Origin of the sequence: Marinobacter sp. 1-3A (assembly GCF_016597775.1) — a bacterium.
Taxonomy (GTDB): Bacteria; Pseudomonadota; Gammaproteobacteria; order Pseudomonadales; family Oleiphilaceae; genus Marinobacter; species Marinobacter xiaoshiensis.
The window spans coordinates 128,543-143,556 of the sequence record NZ_VCGZ01000010.1; the positions used below are offsets into that span (position 1 = coordinate 128,543).

The 15,014-nt window shown below is 54.8% G+C and carries 18 protein-coding genes; 14 read left to right on the plus strand and 4 right to left on the minus strand.

Annotated elements, in window-relative coordinates; all coding sequences use genetic code 11:
• Positions 1-98 precede the first annotated feature (98 nt).
• The 8 genes from FE848_RS15315 (at position 99) to FE848_RS15350 (ending at position 7,286) form a co-directional block, all read left to right on the plus strand.
• Entirely contained in the window at positions 99-839 is a 741-nt protein-coding gene (locus tag FE848_RS15315) for an SGNH/GDSL hydrolase family protein (RefSeq protein WP_200204727.1), read from the plus strand.
• 720 nt (positions 840-1,559) lie between these two features.
• A complete protein-coding gene (locus tag FE848_RS15320; RefSeq protein ID WP_200204787.1) occupies positions 1,560-2,735 on the plus strand; it encodes a phage tail sheath protein in 1,176 nt (391 codons plus the stop codon).
• A gap of 13 nt (positions 2,736-2,748) precedes the next feature.
• Positions 2,749-3,258 (plus strand): phage major tail tube protein, encoded by a 510-nt coding sequence (locus FE848_RS15325; protein WP_200204728.1) that lies wholly within the window; start codon positions 2,749-2,751, stop codon positions 3,256-3,258.
• A gap of 14 nt (positions 3,259-3,272) precedes the next feature.
• Positions 3,273-3,557, plus strand: a complete 285-nt coding sequence (locus FE848_RS15330) for a phage tail assembly protein (RefSeq protein ID WP_200204729.1) — start codon at positions 3,273-3,275, stop codon at positions 3,555-3,557.
• A gap of 23 nt (positions 3,558-3,580) precedes the next feature.
• Positions 3,581-3,697: a GpE family phage tail protein gene (locus FE848_RS15335; RefSeq protein WP_200204730.1), complete on the plus strand. Its 117-nt coding sequence runs from the start codon at positions 3,581-3,583 to the stop codon at positions 3,695-3,697.
• Positions 3,697-5,808 carry a hypothetical protein gene (locus FE848_RS15340; protein ID WP_200204731.1) on the plus strand — a complete coding sequence of 704 codons (2,112 nt, stop codon included), beginning with the start codon at positions 3,697-3,699 and terminating at the stop codon, positions 5,806-5,808. The genes FE848_RS15335 and FE848_RS15340 overlap by 1 nt, the downstream gene beginning before the upstream one ends.
• Before the next feature lie 6 nt (positions 5,809-5,814).
• Positions 5,815-6,300, plus strand: coding sequence for a phage tail protein (locus FE848_RS15345; RefSeq protein WP_200204732.1), 486 nt, complete (start codon positions 5,815-5,817; stop codon positions 6,298-6,300).
• Complete coding sequence (locus FE848_RS15350) at positions 6,300-7,286, plus strand: contractile injection system protein, VgrG/Pvc8 family (protein ID WP_200204733.1); 987 nt, start codon at positions 6,300-6,302, stop codon at positions 7,284-7,286. The genes FE848_RS15345 and FE848_RS15350 overlap by 1 nt, the downstream gene beginning before the upstream one ends.
• Here the strand turns inward: FE848_RS15350 and FE848_RS15355 are convergent.
• The 4 genes from FE848_RS15355 to FE848_RS15370 are packed head-to-tail and all read right to left on the minus strand — an operon-like array spanning position 7,283 to position 10,676.
• A complete protein-coding gene (locus FE848_RS15355; protein WP_200204734.1) occupies positions 7,283-8,152 on the minus strand; it encodes a hypothetical protein in 870 nt (289 codons plus the stop codon). The genes FE848_RS15350 and FE848_RS15355 overlap by 4 nt on opposite strands.
• Before the next feature lie 2 nt (positions 8,153-8,154).
• Entirely contained in the window at positions 8,155-9,042 is an 888-nt protein-coding gene (locus tag FE848_RS15360; protein ID WP_200204735.1) for a hypothetical protein, read from the minus strand.
• A complete protein-coding gene (locus tag FE848_RS15365; RefSeq protein WP_200204736.1) occupies positions 9,039-9,980 on the minus strand; it encodes a hypothetical protein in 942 nt (313 codons plus the stop codon). Before FE848_RS15365 ends, FE848_RS15360 begins: the two co-directional genes overlap by 4 nt.
• A gap of 27 nt (positions 9,981-10,007) precedes the next feature.
• A complete protein-coding gene (locus FE848_RS15370; protein WP_200204737.1) occupies positions 10,008-10,676 on the minus strand; it encodes a S24 family peptidase in 669 nt (222 codons plus the stop codon).
• 100 nt (positions 10,677-10,776) lie between these two features.
• Between FE848_RS15370 and FE848_RS15375 the strand changes: the two genes are divergently transcribed.
• The 6 genes from FE848_RS15375 to FE848_RS15400 are packed head-to-tail and all read left to right on the plus strand — an operon-like array spanning position 10,777 to position 15,006.
• Positions 10,777-10,980 (plus strand): hypothetical protein, encoded by a 204-nt coding sequence (locus FE848_RS15375; protein WP_200204738.1) that lies wholly within the window; start codon positions 10,777-10,779, stop codon positions 10,978-10,980.
• Positions 10,981-11,000: 20 nt separating this feature from the next.
• Entirely contained in the window at positions 11,001-11,222 is a 222-nt protein-coding gene (locus FE848_RS15380; protein WP_200204739.1) for a hypothetical protein, read from the plus strand.
• Positions 11,223-11,234: 12 nt separating this feature from the next.
• Positions 11,235-11,423, plus strand: coding sequence for a hypothetical protein (locus tag FE848_RS15385; RefSeq protein WP_200204740.1), 189 nt, complete (start codon positions 11,235-11,237; stop codon positions 11,421-11,423).
• The gene (locus tag FE848_RS15390; protein WP_200204741.1) at positions 11,420-11,950 is read left to right on the plus strand and encodes an ogr/Delta-like zinc finger family protein; all 531 of its coding nucleotides are present in this window, start codon (positions 11,420-11,422) and stop codon (positions 11,948-11,950) included. Before FE848_RS15385 ends, FE848_RS15390 begins: the two co-directional genes overlap by 4 nt.
• Entirely contained in the window at positions 11,947-12,285 is a 339-nt protein-coding gene (locus tag FE848_RS15395) for a hypothetical protein (RefSeq protein ID WP_200204742.1), read from the plus strand. Before FE848_RS15390 ends, FE848_RS15395 begins: the two co-directional genes overlap by 4 nt.
• A 15-nt stretch (positions 12,286-12,300) precedes the next feature.
• Complete coding sequence (locus FE848_RS15400) at positions 12,301-15,006, plus strand: toprim domain-containing protein (RefSeq protein ID WP_200204743.1); 2,706 nt, start codon at positions 12,301-12,303, stop codon at positions 15,004-15,006.
• Positions 15,007-15,014: the final 8 nt, after the last annotated feature.

Sequence of the window (15,014 nt, forward strand, 5' to 3'; positions counted from 1 at the left end):
GGCCTTGTCTATACAGCATTGGTCAGCAGGGGTTGGTAGCGATTAAAGGCGTAAATGGGCTAAGCTGCACCGATAACGAATGAAAAATTGGAGTAAAAATGCGGTTTAAAGTGACGTTATTATGCCTTACGTTTTTAGTTTTAAGCGGCTGCGGGGGCGGAGATAGTTCAAGTTCTGAAGAGCGACCCTCCGCCCAAACACCACCACCCCAAGTGCCGCTAACCTATCCAAGCGATGGGGATTCTTACAAGATTGCATTTATTGGAAATAGCATTACTCATCATGTACCTCGCAAGGAAATTGGATGGTACGGCGACTGGGGCATGGCTGCAAGCAATCTGCATGGGGACTATGTACATCAGCTTGAGGACGTTTTTCAGCACTATAAGTCAGAGATGGTGTACCAACCTCGAAATGTTTCCGCGTGGGAACGGGATTATTTGGGGTATGAGATCGATCAGCTACAGAACCTGCAAAGCTTTAATGCTGACATAATTGTCGTAAGGCTCGGTGAAAACGTCCCCCAAGTGGACATTAATGATGATTTCCGTGCTCACCTAAAAGAATTGATCGAATATGTTGATGGTACTCAGTCCTCCCCAGTTATCATTACGGATACATTCATGCCTAATCCAGCAATGAATGAAGCAATTAAAACTACTGCAGAAGAACAAAACTACACCTTTTGCCGTATTTCAGACTTATTCGATAATATTGAAAACACAGCCGTTGGCCAGTTCGAAAACGCCGGGGTAGCACGCCATCCTAGCGATCAGGGGATGTATGAAATAAGCCAGAGATTGTTTCGGTGTTTTCAGGAGGCCCGTGTTTTTGATTAGCGAGCACTGCGCTGAATGAGGCTAAAAATTCAATCTCATTGGCGACCATGTTTTCTGTTCTGCACAATGCACCGCCATACCTACCTAAGCATTCTCCTAGTGTGTAAGCGTGAAACAGTGTGCTCCGCCCCGGCTGACGACCATTTAGTGGGGGCAAAGGCCACGCAAAAAAGCCACATGGAGGAGCTTCGAAATCGCATAGGATTTCCGATAATCACGTTAATATTGTAGAGATCTACAAGATCCATTCTTCTGGATCGAGCACAGCACGTTATTGTCAATAATTTGTCTGTGCGAGCATGACAAAAAGGAACGCTGGAAGCACATGGCTTAACGGTCATCATGACACCTATTACCAGGTAAATCACACCAGGAGGCGTCATGCCCGACCAATACCACCACGGCGTACGGGTGCTTGAAATCAATGAAGGCACCCGCACAATTCGCACTGTTGCAACAGCCATTATCGGGCTGGTTGCAACAGCACCTGACGCTCTGGCCGGCCTGGCCGCTGAAGCAACCCTGAGCCCGATTGCCCAGAACGGTGACATTGCATTCACCGCGAAGCAGATCGGCACTCAGGGCAATAAGATCCGAGTCCGCTATGTGGATCCAGGTGCAAATTCCTCTTCAATCTCCGTAACAGTTTCGGGCAACGATATTACCGTCAGCCTGGGCACCGGTGCGACTGGTGATATATCCAGCACCGCCTCGAATGTTATGACAGCCATTGAGGCCAGCACACCGGCGGCGGCCTTAGTTGGTGTTGCACTTGAACCAGGCAATAACGGCACTGGCGTGGTCAACGCTATCGACTGGACGCAGCTCACCGGCGGCGAGAATGAGCCCTTCCCCCTCAATACACCGGTGCTCATCACCGACCTATCCGGCGCGATCGGAGATGCCGGAACTACCGGCACCCTGCCCTCCGCGCTCGATGCAATCGCAGACCAAGCCAGTGCACCGGTGGTTGTCGTTCGCGTTGAGGAAGGCGCTGATGAATCCACCATGCAAGCCAACGTCATCGGCACCACAAATGCCCAGGGCAAGAAGACAGGCCTAAAGGCCCTTCTGGCTGCTGAGCAGAACCTTGGTGTAAAACCCCGCATCATTGGTGTACCAGGTCTGGATACCGAAAACGTGACGGCTGAGGCAATCAGCATTGCCCAGAAGCTCCGAGCGTTCGTGTACGCCAGCTGCTACGGCTGCGAAACCCTGGAAGATGCCATTCTCTACCGCAACGGCTTTGGTGCTCGCGAGCTTATGCTCATCTGGCCAGACTTCACCTCGTTCGACGTAAACAGCGCCAGTATTGGCACTGCCCATGCCGTCGCCCGGGCAATGGGTATGCGTGCGAAGATCGACCAAAGCGTGGGCTGGCACAAAACCCTGTCCAACGTTGCCGTGAACGGCGTCACTGGTATCGACAAAGACATCTATTGGGATCTGCAGGATCCAAACACCGATGCCGGTCTGTTGAACGCGAACGATGTCACCACACTGATTCAGCGAGACGGTTTCCGGTTCTGGGGCTCGCGCACTTGCAGCTCTGATCCGCTGTTCGCGTTCGAGAACTACACCCGCACCGCCCAGATCCTGGCCGACTCAATCGCCGAGGCGCACATGTGGGCGGTAGACAAGCCCATGCACCCCTCATTGGCCAAGGACATCATCGAAGGGATCAACGCCAAGTTCCGTGAACTGAAGAATCTGGGGCTGATCATCGATGCCCGTGCCTGGTTCGATGGTGAGATCAACACCAAAGACACACTCAAGGCGGGCAAGCTGTACATCGACTACGACTACACCCCGGTACCGCCACTGGAAAACCTGATGCTGCGCCAGCGCATCACAGACCAGTACCTGGTCGACTTCGCCAGCCGCGTAAACGCATAAGGAGCACTGACCCATGGCACTCCCAAAGAAGCTCAAACACTTCAACCTGTTCGGCAACGGCGACAACTGGCAAGGCCAGATTGCATCGCTAACACTACCGCCCCTGGTACGCCAGATGGAAGAATTCCGCGGCGGTGGGATGAACGCACCGGTCGACATCGATCACGGCATGGAGAAGCTGGAGTTCCAGTGGACACCAGCGGGGCTGATCCCCGAGCTTTTCGACAACTTCGGCACGAGCCAGCTGGACAAAGACATGCTGCGCTTTGCTGGCAGCTACCAGCGCGACGACACCGCCGAAACCGTGCCGGTAGAGATTGTTGTGCGTGGTCGTCACCGCGAAATCAACATGGGCGATGCGGAATCTGGCAGCGACAACACCCAGAGCATCACCACCACCGTCAGCTACTACAAGCTGACCATTGGCGGTGAAGAAGTGGTGGAAATCGACGTGATCGGCATGGTCGAGAAGATACGTGGCGTCGATCGCCTGAAAGAACACCGCAACAACATCGGCCTGTAAGGAACCCCTGAGTCATGAGCAAACCTGAAACCATTACCGTGGCACTGGATACGCCCATTGCCCGTGAAGGCGAGAAAATCGATAAGGTGACACTGCGCAAGCCAATGGCTGGCGAGCTGCGAGGCCTAAGCCTGGCCGAAGTCATCAACCTGGACGTGGACAGCATCACCAAGCTGGTACCGCGTATCAGCAACCCTACTCTCTCCGAGCAGGAAGTACGCAACATGGACCCGGCAGACCTGACCGAGTTTGGTAAGGAGATCGCCGGTTTTTTGCTACAGAAGCGGCACAAGGGCTGATCCCCCGCCGCGTTGAAGACGCCATGGCTGACGTGGCCGCCATCTTCCATTGGCGGCCCGCGGATATGGCTGACATGCCGATCAGCGAACTCATGGCGTGGCGGGAACAGGCCCGCAAGCGTAGCCAGCCGGAGGAATAATGGCCAAGTCCCTCGACCTAAAGGTCATCCTCGCTGCCCGTGACAAGGTCACCGGGCCCCTCAAGAAGATTAACGCCACGTCCGGAAACACAGCCCGGGCCTTAAAACAGGCTCAGGCTGAAACCCGCAATCTGCAGCGGGCCCAGAAGGATATATCCTCTTACCGCAAAGCCGACAAGGCCCTGAGAGACAACGCCGCTGCACTGTCTGCCTCACAGCAGCGCGTGCGCGAACTGGGCAAAGAGCTAAAGTCTACTGCACAGCCGACAGCCAAATTGCGAGCCGAATACAACAAGGCCCGCAAAGAAGTAGAGCAGTTCAACGACAAAGGCCAGAAACAGCGCAAAGAGCTGGGTGCCGTTCGTAAACGCCTGAAAGATGCCGGTATCAGCACCCGAAACCTGGCAGAGGAAGAGCGAAAGCTGGCTGATCAGATGAAAACAGCGAACAGCCGCATCCAGCGCCAGAAGAAGTACCTGGAGCAACTTGGAAAAGCTGATGTCGGCGGCAAGTTCAACAACATGACCAGTGAGGTAAGCCGATTCGGAAAACGCGCCCTGGTGGCAACCACCGGTGTGGCCGCAGGTATCTTCGGAATCGCCAACTCAACGGCCAGCTTAGGTGACAAAGCCGCTAAAACGGCTGACAAACTGGGCATGCCTATTCAGGCGTACCAGGAAATGCTCTACGCCGGCGAGCGATCCGGAATCGCACAGGATTCAATGAGCGCCAGCATGCGTCGATTTGTAAAGCGTACAGGAGAGGCTGCGCGGGGCTCTGGTGCTGCACAGCAGGCCTATGAGGCACTTGGACTATCTGCTGCTGAGCTTTCCGAAATGCCTGTAGCTGAGCGGCTAGGCATCATCTCCGACCGGATGAATTCCATTGCCAGCCACGATCAGAAGGTAGACATCGCCAGCCAATTGTTCGGAAGCAACAATGGCGCCGACATGATAAACCTGCTTAAAGGCGGTAGTGAAGGGCTCAAACAACTGCGCAGAGATGCACAGGCCACCGGTTACGTGCTAAGTGAGCGCGCCGCCAGAGACGCAGAAACCTTCAAGGATGCCTTGCTGGATGCCCAGCTTGGCATGGCTGGCATGAAAAACACCATCGGCGCTGAATTGATGCCAGCCGTCACAGAGCTGATGGGCGACCTATCCGGGTGGATGCGGGAGAACCGCGACCACGTGAAAGCCTTTGCCAAAGAGTTCGGCACCAGGCTGAAGAGCGCCCTGCCTATTCTGCGTGATATCGCAGTCGGAGCCGCCTCCACCGCAAAAACCTTGGGCGTGATCACCAGCAACCTGGCCACAATGGTTGGCGGGTTTGATAACCTGGGCATGATTCTGGCGTTCATTTTTGCACTAAAGCCTGTGTTGGCCATTCTGGCATTCGGCAAAGCTATCTTCATGGCAGGTTCCGCAATCGTTGGGCTGGCAGGCGGTCTCCCCGCTGTGGCTGCAGGTATAAAAGCGATCGGCTTGGCGCTCACTGCAAACCCCATCGGGCTGATCATTATGGCCATTGCCGGTGCTGGTTACCTGATCTACAAGAACTGGGGCGCCATCATGGACTTCTTCAAAGGCCTGCCGGCCAAGTTCTCAGGCTTCGGCTCCATGATCATGGATGGCCTGGTAGGCGGCCTGCTCGGTGGCTTGAAAAAGGTCAAGGACACCATCGTCAATGCCGGGAAAGAAACCATCGGCTGGTTCAAAAACGTGCTCGGTATCAAGTCCCCATCCCGTGTTTTCATGAGCGCCGGGCAGGACACGCTTGAAGGCTACCGGCAAGGCCTCAAAAAACAGGAACCGAACACCCTAAAGCAGGTCAGCGGGTTTGGTAAGCGCGTTCGCCAGGCCGGCGCCGGTATCGCCATTGGTGCCGCAACTCTGCCTGCTGCAGCCGGCATACAGTTTGATTCACGGCCACCCGTGGCCGCCCAAGCGTCGTCAGCAACCCAAGGCGCAGGTGATCAATACACATTCAACGTGTACGCCGCCCCCGGGCAGAGCGCTCAGGAAATCGCAGCGCAGGTGCAGCGTATCCTCCAGGAGCGTGATCGCCGCAAAGCCACCCGCGCAGGCAGCGCCCTTTATGATCGGGAGTAGACCAAAATGATGATGACGCTGGGCATGTTCGTATTTGAAGTAAAGTCCCTGCCCTACCAGCAGCTGCAGCGATCCACTCAATGGCGCCACAGCAGCCAGAACCGTGTTGGCCAACGCCCTGCCTATCAATACCTGGGCCCGGGCGAAGATCGGATCACGCTCTCCGGAACCTTGGTACCGGAGATCACCGGCGGCCGTATGACTCTGGACGACGTGCGCGTAATGGCTGACGAAGGCAAAGCCTGGCCGCTCATCGAGGGATCAGGGCGGGTGTACGGATTCTGGAGCGTCACCGACGTGCAGGAAACCAACAGCGTATTCTTCAGCGATGGCGTGCCCCGCAAGATCGACTTCACCATCCAGCTGGTGCGCGTGGACGATTCAGACTTCCAATCATTGCGCGATCGCGCGGCAACCAGCCGGGATGCCGCCGTAGGATTGGGCCTGTATTCACCACGGCGAAGCAATAACGGCGGAGGCATGATTGCCTAATGCAGCACCTGGCACCCGCGTACCGTCTGGTCGTTAACGGAACCAACATCACACCCACCATAAACGGGCGGCTGATCGACCTTACCCTGGATGAAACCCCGGGTGACGAGGCAGACACCCTCAGCATCACCATCAGCGACCACGATAGCGCCGTGGAAATCCCACCCAAGGGCGCAGAGATTCAGCTGGCTATTGGCTGGCGCGGGCAACCACTGGTAGAGAAAGGGCTGTTCATCGTCGACGAAGCCAGCTTTGCCGGGCCACCGGACCAAATCAACATCACCGCCCGAAGTGCCGATATGGGCAAGCAACTGCCCACCCGGCAAACTCGCAGCTGGCACCAGACCACCATTGGCGACATAGTGAAAACCATCGCGGCAAACAACGAACTGGAAGCGGTGGTAAAGGATCGCCTTGCCTCCACCACCATCGAGCACCTGGACCAAACCGACGAGTCCGACCTCAACTTTCTCAGCCGCCTGGGCCAAAAGCACGATGCAATCGCCGCCGTAAAATCTGGCCGGTTGCTGTTCACACCCCGTGGCGAGGCAGAGACCGTCAGCGGTACCCCACTCCCCACCATCACTATCTCACCGGCAGATGGCGATCAGTACAGCTACAGGGAAACCGATCGTGAAGGCTACACCGGTGTAATCGCGTTCTACGATGATCTGGATCTGGGGCAGCAGGTGCAGGTGCTCGCCGGCACAAACGAGCGCGTTAAGCGACTGAGGGGAACATTCCCGAATGTTGCAGAGGCAGAAGCTGCGGCCTGGGCAGACCTGAAGCGTTCCCAGCGGGGTGAAGCCGAGTTTGGTATCACGTTGGCCAAGGGGCGGCCAGAGGTGGGGCCAGAATACCGGCTGAAGGTTTTCGGGCTAAAGCCGCAAATCAACAGCCGGGATTGGGTAGTTACGCGCGCGAGTCACAGTTTGAGTGATAGTGGTCTGGTCACCAGTATCGATGCGGAAACGCAACAGAATTAGGCCGCTTCTGCCTGACACCAATTAGAAATTGACTCTCCGAGTTCGATAAGGTGCTCATGGGATTCAATCTGAATATCATGCCGCTTCACGAAGGCATAAAACTCTTCAAATTGGTGCTCCAGAGTTTTGAAAACATCCGTTGAGAGACCTTCTCCAGGCATGACCACAAAAAGAGCGCCCTCGTCGCTCAAGCCATTTTTCAAGGCAGTTTCTACCGATCTAAACCCTTCCCAAAGGTGGCTTTTAACACGCCAAGGGTCTGCATACGCAGCTGATGCCAGTGTTGCGACACCGTGCTCCCTCTGAAAAGGAAGGTAAAGCCGATCGCGGCCAAATTCATCGTTTACTTCTCTGAAGGGGTCTTTCGGAACATGCTTTTCGTAATCCAGATTGAGTCGTTTTTTTAACTGCTTTCTTAGGTTTTCGTAAGCGTAGTCCCGGGACACCGGAACAAACGGCTTCTTTTTCCCTTTGGTTGGTCGAGCCCTACCGAGGGTCACAACTTCTGAGTACAGGCGCCCGATTATGCCTTCGTTGTCCGAACCCTGGGCGAATCCCTGTTCCTCTATGGTCACCCCGGCGAGAAGATTTCCCCTTCGTTGTGGGTCTGCTCGCATGCATTCTTCCACGATCTGACAAGCAAGCTCAGCATGAAACGCAGCATTATTGCTGTCGAACAGGCACTCAAGACGTCCGAATTCATTGAGAAGTCGAAGTGTCAGCTCGCCATCATTAGAAACAAAACCAACACCAATGTTTAAGACTTCTCCGGTTGCAATGTCGGGCTGCCAGCGAGCTGCAAACCATTTTCCCTGGATACCAGATTTTGCGGCAGCTTTTTCAAAGAGTTCTTCGAGGCCGTTCATCGTTACACCGCCATGAGGTAAAAATTTGAACTGATTCGATTGTGCCCTTCATCCGCTCTAATACGAAGGAAATCTTCAAGAGCCTTGCGCCTGGATGGGTCACCCGAAAGAAATTTATCCCACCAATACTTTAGCTCATCAAAAACGCCATTATAGGCATCGGTATGCTGGCTTGCAGCTACGGCAATGGCGCGCTTTTGCGGCAACGTACCATTCTGGCCAATCTTCAGTATCACGGCTAGAACATTTCGGTATTCAGCGCCGGCATCCAAATCTGCGGCTGACCAGGTTGGGCTTATCGGCAAATTGGAATGGTCGATAAGGAATATTCTCCCGGGGCCATCTACCACGATGTTCTGAAGATTCCTGTCTGTGTTTGCAGTCCAGTCGTCGAACGCCACCGTGTCATTCAATTTCGGCCAATCACGAATCATATTCATCACGGAGTCAAGCTGCGTGTGAGTGATCGGATCGGTTATCTGGCAGATCGTCGTGGGTGTGCGGCCTGGGGCCTCACTTATCACAAATGCGACTGGCAGGAATTCATCTTGATTTTTAAGCAAACCACCAGGTAGTTGGATAATTCCTGCGTGGGAAGGCAAAGGAAGGTCACAGGATTTTCCCAGTAGATAACCAGTGATCTCATTCAGCACCCCAAGAGCCAGCGACTTTGAGAACATCTTGAGATAGGTTCTGCGAGGTTTACCATCATTCCAAATAACGCTAGTCAGCAGGGTAACCGCAGTTTTCCCCTCGCCTACCACATTGAAAACGTTGGCCAGTCTGCTCTGGTGAAGGACTTCTATATTATTTTTCATTATTGCTCCAATGCATACAAAACACTCCAGGCCTGCCTGCGATCCGACGAAAACCGTGGATTCCAGACTCAACGCCCGAAGCTATCTACCAGTTCACCCGTATCAACAAAGCAAAGCATTTCAATCCGATCAGCGCGAAATGTGCGGAAAGCTTTCCGCGTTTGGCAGATACCTTTCACGTAGGTCACCCCGCCTTTTTGCGAGGCACTGCGGTATAGAATTTCACGATCGGAGCTATCGCCTTTGGAGTCGGTATACATAAAGGCCAAGATGTCATCTGGCTGTGGAGCCCGGCTCTTTTCCCTCGCTACCCTTGGAGCACGTTTTTTTGGTGGCGCAGTTTTTTTCTTGGTGGCAGCTGGCTGTTTGCTGGGTTTGGATTTCTTGACCGAAGGTTTCTCTGGACGAGCAATCGGGCGATCGCAGATCTCACTCAGCAGAGCTTTAATTTCCTCCGCCTCGTCATTGTCCAGAACGCCATCTTCCAAGCTGGCAATCAATACCTGGTGCAGAGCTCTACAGGTTGGGTCAAACCTTATAATGTCCTGTTTATCGAGCAATTTTAGCAGCAGCTCAGCCTCACGCTGATCAACCATGTCATCCGCAAGAATCAGCTCAGCTGTATCTCTAAGGGAGAAGGAAAGCTCTGAGGTGGTTGCGGTTGCGGAGGAAGCTGCAGGATCTTCACGACTTTGGCTGGGCTCCTTATTCACGGCGCGCTTAGAACGCTTAACCGTTGCTGGCACCAATGCTGATCTACTTGCTCTGTACTCTAGGAACACGAAACCCGCGAGTATGATCAGGCCGGCAATCAGGTTACCGGTTGTGGCTGGGCTTTCACTACCTGGCACCACTGGCAAGGACGCAAATATGCCAATGAGAGGCCCAAAGATGAAGCCAAGCGCATGCCCAACCCACCTTTTACCGCCACGACCAATCCAGAACCGGCATATCAAGCGCCAGCTCATGGCGATAAAAACCAGCATAAGAAGCACAACTATCAGATCCATTGCCTACCTCCCTAATCTACAACTTCCTTAAAAAACCCTGCCAGCCCGCCAATAACACTGCCCGATAATTTCTATCTGGCTCATATTCTCCGGATGGATTGTCTCGGGTTGGTACATTGCGTTATCACTGAAAACACGAAGGCTTCCGTCGGTCATTTTTTGAAGGCGCTTGATCCTCAGAGCATCACCCATCCGAACCGCAAACACGCCATCCGGCTTTTTCTTGGAGCGATCAATCACAACGGTATCGCCGTTGGAGAGCGTGCCGTCCATGGAATCGCCGGAAACGCGAACGGCCACCAAGTCTTTTGCATGCAACCCTTCACGGGTCAACCAATCGTTTCGGAACTTTAGGTGACTGGCTATCTGTTCCTGGTCAAAGAAAGCACCATTCCCCGCACTGGCTTCAACATCGTATAGGGGTACTTCGGTGTAGAAGGGGTCACCCGTCTGGGACACATACTCTGCATCAACCTCACCTTCGCCCAGGCCCAATAGAAGCCAGTCAAGACTGACGCCTTTTTCTTGGCGCAGCTGAATGCATTGGTCAATCGGAATTGTTCCGCGCTTTCGCCAATTTGTAACACTCGCCTGTTTAATCCCGAAATGCTCAGCGACATCCTTATCCATCGCCACGCCGAGCACATCTTTCATCCTGTTAATTATCAGATCACCTAAACGACTTCTATCGGTCATGTGGTTTTCCATAGTTAATTATCATCAGTCATTCTGTTGCATGATTAACCGTATGACGTCTATCATTCTGTGTAATTCAGCGTTACACAGAGGATACACCATGCAAGGTGCAAAAAAACCCAACTCCAGCCACCGCGCCCCCGTGGGTGTGCTAACTGCGAAGCCCATCGCGCTTCGCCTACTCACCGAAGAACGCGGTGCCCTCGAGCAAGCAGCTTCGGCAGAGGGGCGCTCCATGGCATCCCAGGCCCGCATCTTCTTCCTGCGTGGCCTTAACGAATACCAGCGCAACCAATCTGCCTGACGCCCTGAAGGAGTAGCCCGATGTATCAGGACCCGAAACGAATCCGCAAACACCGTGTAAGCCTCAATCTGGACGACTACGAGGCCGCCGTGATCAACGCTCTGGTGGATTACACCGGAACTGATCGAGCCAGCTTGTTGCGGCAGATGCTGATCGCCCAAGCGGAAGCAGCCCTTCTGCCCACAACTCAAAGCATGGCCGGTGGCGCGCCACTTTCCGAGGCCCACATTCGCACCATTTGAGGCCCTCAAAAGATGCCCGAACTAACCCTGGAACTAACAGAACAACAGGCCCAACTGCTGAACACCGTTCGGGAGCAACAAGGCCTGGAAACCATGGATCAGGCCGCTGAATGGCTAATCAAACAACGCATGCGAGGCGCGAGCCTGAAGCTAACCGGCAGAAACCGGGCACTTCACGCCGTAGGAGGGCCACGAAAGTGAAGCTCAACCAGATAACACGCAACTACCTGACCATTGGTTGCCCAGCATGCGGCGAATCCTGCTCGATCCAGTCCAGCAGAAGCATTCAGCAAAGAGGCAAAGATGCGTTCGTTCAGTGCCGGAACATTGAATGCGGGTATCGCGGTTCCGTTGAGTTGTCTTACGGCCCAGTGCTCCAGGCAATGAACCCGAAAGCTCCTGACCCAGACAGCCAACAGAAGCTGCAGGCCGGGGTTCGGAACTCGTTCCTCAAGATTCTTTGTCCCCACTGCGTTGGTGTGTGCCGTGTTCGCACCAGCGTTCAGATGATTTCAGCCCAACGACAGCTTTACGTGTTCTGTCAGGACACCGAGCACTGCGGATACAAGGGCGTGGTGTTTTTGACGCACACCGATCGCCTGTCCCTGGACCCAGAAGGCAATGTCCGGGAAATACCGCTTGCGCCGGAAGTGCGCGAGCAGTGCCAGCAGGAAATGCAGCTGGCTCATGAAAGGTTCTCACTCAAAAAGAAGGACACCGTGAAATGAACGCTATTCAAAAAAACATGACTGACGCCGCCTACTCACAGTTGATCGCCCTGCGGAAAAACAACATCAGCGGCGCCCAATGCGTCGAAATGACCACAGACAGCCTGATGGAAGAGTTTGGCTGTTCCCGGCGACAGGCCGTGCTGAAAGTGACAGCCGCCTGGTATGACCTGGAAGCCGCGGGCGCTAAGAGCGCTTACATCGATGTGAGCCGAACAACCGGTAACTCCGTGGTGATTCACGACACAGCTACCGGCCGCACCTCTATTTTTTCTGTACGCGAATTGCTGCAACTGCGTGACCAGGCAGTAAACCCAATCGCCATCAACGCCTGATCCGGAGCTTTCCGAATGCAAGACCAACTACGGGCCGACATCCTGCTCAGGCTCCAAAGCGACTTTGACGGTGTAGAACGTGGCGCTTTCCTGCGCCGCCTTCGCTGCCCGTCCTGCGGTAAGCGCGAGGCCTTCGTGGGCACAGAGAGCCCATGGATGGTTAAGTGCGGCCGTGAGAGCAAGTGCGGTGATCAGCACCATGTTAAGGAGCTGTTCCCGGACCTGTTCGACAGCTGGACAGAGCGCTACGCCCGAAAAGACCTAAAGCCGGGAGAGAAATCCACTGGTACCGAAGTTGCAGACGCCTACATGGCCCATGGTCGCGGTTTTGATCTGGCAACGGTTAAAGGCTGGTACAGCCAGGAAACCTATTGGGATTACGAGCGCAACATCAGCAGCGCCACCGTGCGTTTCCCAATCAACGATCGGGACTACTGGGAGCGCCTGATTGATAAGCCCCAGCGGTTTGGCAAGAAGAAAGCCCACTTCAACCGTGGCGCAAACTTCAAGGGGCTGGCGTGGGTACCGCCCGGGTTGGATCTCGCTCAGGGCAAAGAACTCTGGGTTGTAGAGGGCATATTCGATGCGATTGCCCTTTACCACTCAGGCATTCCGGCGGTTGCCGCTTTCAGCTGCAACAACTATCCAGAGCGCTTCTTATCCGAATTGCAAAAGGCTCGCGACGAAGCCGGTGAGCAAGCCCCGCGCATCATCTGGGCTATGGACGGCGATAACGCCGGCGTGAAGTACATCCGCAAGTTCGCCAACATCGCCCGGGCGGACGGATGGAAAGTTGGCGCTGCAGTTATCTCACAGGAAGGCAAGAGCAAGCGCGACTGGAACGACGCTTGGCAGCGCGGTGAACTGATCAACGAGCATGGCGAGCCAACCACAAAAGAATTTCTGTACCAGGGCGACCTGGTCATTGCCCGCAGTGCCAGCGAGAAAGCAAACCGGATTTACAGCCACACCGGGCGCAACGAATTTCCCTTCGGCTTCAACAACCGCCTGTTCTGGTTCAAGTTGAACATGGAGGAATTCCACAAGGCCTGCCGCGACCTCGAGGAAAGCGACGAGCCGCTGACAGACAAACAGATCACCACCAAAGCATTGGAACAGTGCAACGCTGTGGTGGAGATCGCCAACTGCTACCCCAGCGCCCTGTACTACCTGGCGAACAAGATCACAGACGAAAGCTGGTACTACTACCGCGTGGACTTTCCCCACGATGGCCGCCCCGTAAAGAACACGTTCAGTGGCGGCCAGCTGGCCAGCGCGTCGGAATTCAAAAAGCGGTTACTGGGCATTGCACCTGGTGCTGTGTGGACGGGTTCCAGCCACCAGCTTGATCGCCTACTGAAGCAACAGATCAGCGGCATCAAGACTGTCGAAACCATCGACTTTATTGGCTACAGCAAGGAACACGAAACCTGGGTATTCCCAGAGCTTGCGGTACACGCTGGGCAAACACACGAGCTCAACAACGAAGACTATTACGACATCGGTCGCATGAGCGTTAAAACGCTGTCTGAATCGGTGTCTCTGAACATCAATAAAAACGCCGCGGACTATCAGCGGGGCTGGGCTCAAGACCTGGCCAACTGTTTCGGGCCGAAAGGTATCGTGGCCCTCGCCTTCTGGCTGGGCACGCTGTTTGCCGAGCAGATCCGGAAGGAGCACAAGTCGTTCCCGTTTGTGGAAATCGTCGGCGAGGCAGGTTCTGGTAAATCCACCCTGATTGAATTCCTCTGGAAGCTGGTTGGCCGTCAGGATTACGAAGGCTTTGACCCCAGCAAAGCCACCCTTGCCGCCCGGGCGCGGAACTTTGCCCAGGTATCCAACCTGCCGGTGGTGCTCATTGAGTCCGACCGAGATCAGGATTCCGGGGCCAAGCAGCGCCAGTTCGATTGGGATGAACTGAAAACCGCTTACAACGGCCGGAGCGTGCGCAGCCGGGGTCACAAAAACAACGGCAACGACACGTATGAGCCGCCGTTTCGCGGCGCGATTGTGATCAGCCAGAACGCCGATGTGAACGCCAGCGATGCAGTACTTCAGCGGATAGTGCACCTGAAGATTACCCGCGAAGGCCACAGCGAAATCACCAAGGCTTTGGCTGAACGCCTCGAACGCACACCCATGGAGTCGGTGAGCGGGTTCGTGCTGCAAGCCACCACCAACGAAAACAAGATCATGAAGCTGGTTAAAGACCGGTCTCCGATCTATGAGCGTGCCCTGGCTGAACTCCCCGACATTCGCATTCACCGGATTGCCAAAAATCACGGCCAGATGATGTCCCTGGTGGACTGCCTTGGCCCGGAAGGATTGAAGCTTCTGCCTGAATCCTTTCTGGAACCAGCCCGGGAGCTCGTCCAGAAGATGGCGCAAGAGCGCCAGAGCGCCGTGAATGCTGACCACCCCATGGTTCAGGAGTTCTGGGAAGCGTTCGATTACATCGAGGGCCTGAGCGGAACACCAACGCTGAACCATTACGGCATCGATGGCCAGCTGATCGCCGTCAACCTGAAGCACTTCGAGCATGTGTGTGCAGAGAACAAGCTGCGCATACCGCCCATCAGCGAACTGAAGCGCCACCTCAAAACATCACGCGGCCGCAAGTTCGTCGAACCCAGCCGCACCGTCAATTCCAGGCTCCGGATGGACGCCAATGTAGTGGCCGCCAAGTCGGTGCGTTGCTGGATTTTTGAGAAAGAGCTGTAAGGAGGAAT

Bases quoted from the DNA above. Each gene is read 5' to 3' on its own strand.
- FE848_RS15315 (WP_200204727.1), top strand. From the start codon at position 99: ATGCGGTTTAAAGTGACGTTATTATGCCTTACGTTTTTAGTTTTAAGC.
- FE848_RS15320 (WP_200204787.1), top strand. From the start codon at position 1,560: ATGACAGCCATTGAGGCCAGCACACCGGCGGCGGCCTTAGTTGGTGTT.
- FE848_RS15325 (WP_200204728.1), top strand. From the start codon at position 2,749: ATGGCACTCCCAAAGAAGCTCAAACACTTCAACCTGTTCGGCAACGGC.
- FE848_RS15330 (WP_200204729.1), top strand. From the start codon at position 3,273: ATGAGCAAACCTGAAACCATTACCGTGGCACTGGATACGCCCATTGCC.
- FE848_RS15335 (WP_200204730.1), top strand. From the start codon at position 3,581: ATGGCTGACGTGGCCGCCATCTTCCATTGGCGGCCCGCGGATATGGCT.
- FE848_RS15340 (WP_200204731.1), top strand. From the start codon at position 3,697: ATGGCCAAGTCCCTCGACCTAAAGGTCATCCTCGCTGCCCGTGACAAG.
- FE848_RS15345 (WP_200204732.1), top strand. From the start codon at position 5,815: ATGATGATGACGCTGGGCATGTTCGTATTTGAAGTAAAGTCCCTGCCC.
- FE848_RS15350 (WP_200204733.1), top strand. From the start codon at position 6,300: ATGCAGCACCTGGCACCCGCGTACCGTCTGGTCGTTAACGGAACCAAC.
- FE848_RS15355 (WP_200204734.1), bottom strand. From the start codon at position 8,152: ATGAACGGCCTCGAAGAACTCTTTGAAAAAGCTGCCGCAAAATCTGGT.
- FE848_RS15365 (WP_200204736.1), bottom strand. From the start codon at position 9,980: ATGGATCTGATAGTTGTGCTTCTTATGCTGGTTTTTATCGCCATGAGC.
- FE848_RS15370 (WP_200204737.1), bottom strand. From the start codon at position 10,676: ATGACCGATAGAAGTCGTTTAGGTGATCTGATAATTAACAGGATGAAA.
- FE848_RS15375 (WP_200204738.1), top strand. From the start codon at position 10,777: ATGCAAGGTGCAAAAAAACCCAACTCCAGCCACCGCGCCCCCGTGGGT.
- FE848_RS15380 (WP_200204739.1), top strand. From the start codon at position 11,001: ATGTATCAGGACCCGAAACGAATCCGCAAACACCGTGTAAGCCTCAAT.
- FE848_RS15385 (WP_200204740.1), top strand. From the start codon at position 11,235: ATGCCCGAACTAACCCTGGAACTAACAGAACAACAGGCCCAACTGCTG.
- FE848_RS15395 (WP_200204742.1), top strand. From the start codon at position 11,947: ATGAACGCTATTCAAAAAAACATGACTGACGCCGCCTACTCACAGTTG.
- FE848_RS15400 (WP_200204743.1), top strand. From the start codon at position 12,301: ATGCAAGACCAACTACGGGCCGACATCCTGCTCAGGCTCCAAAGCGAC.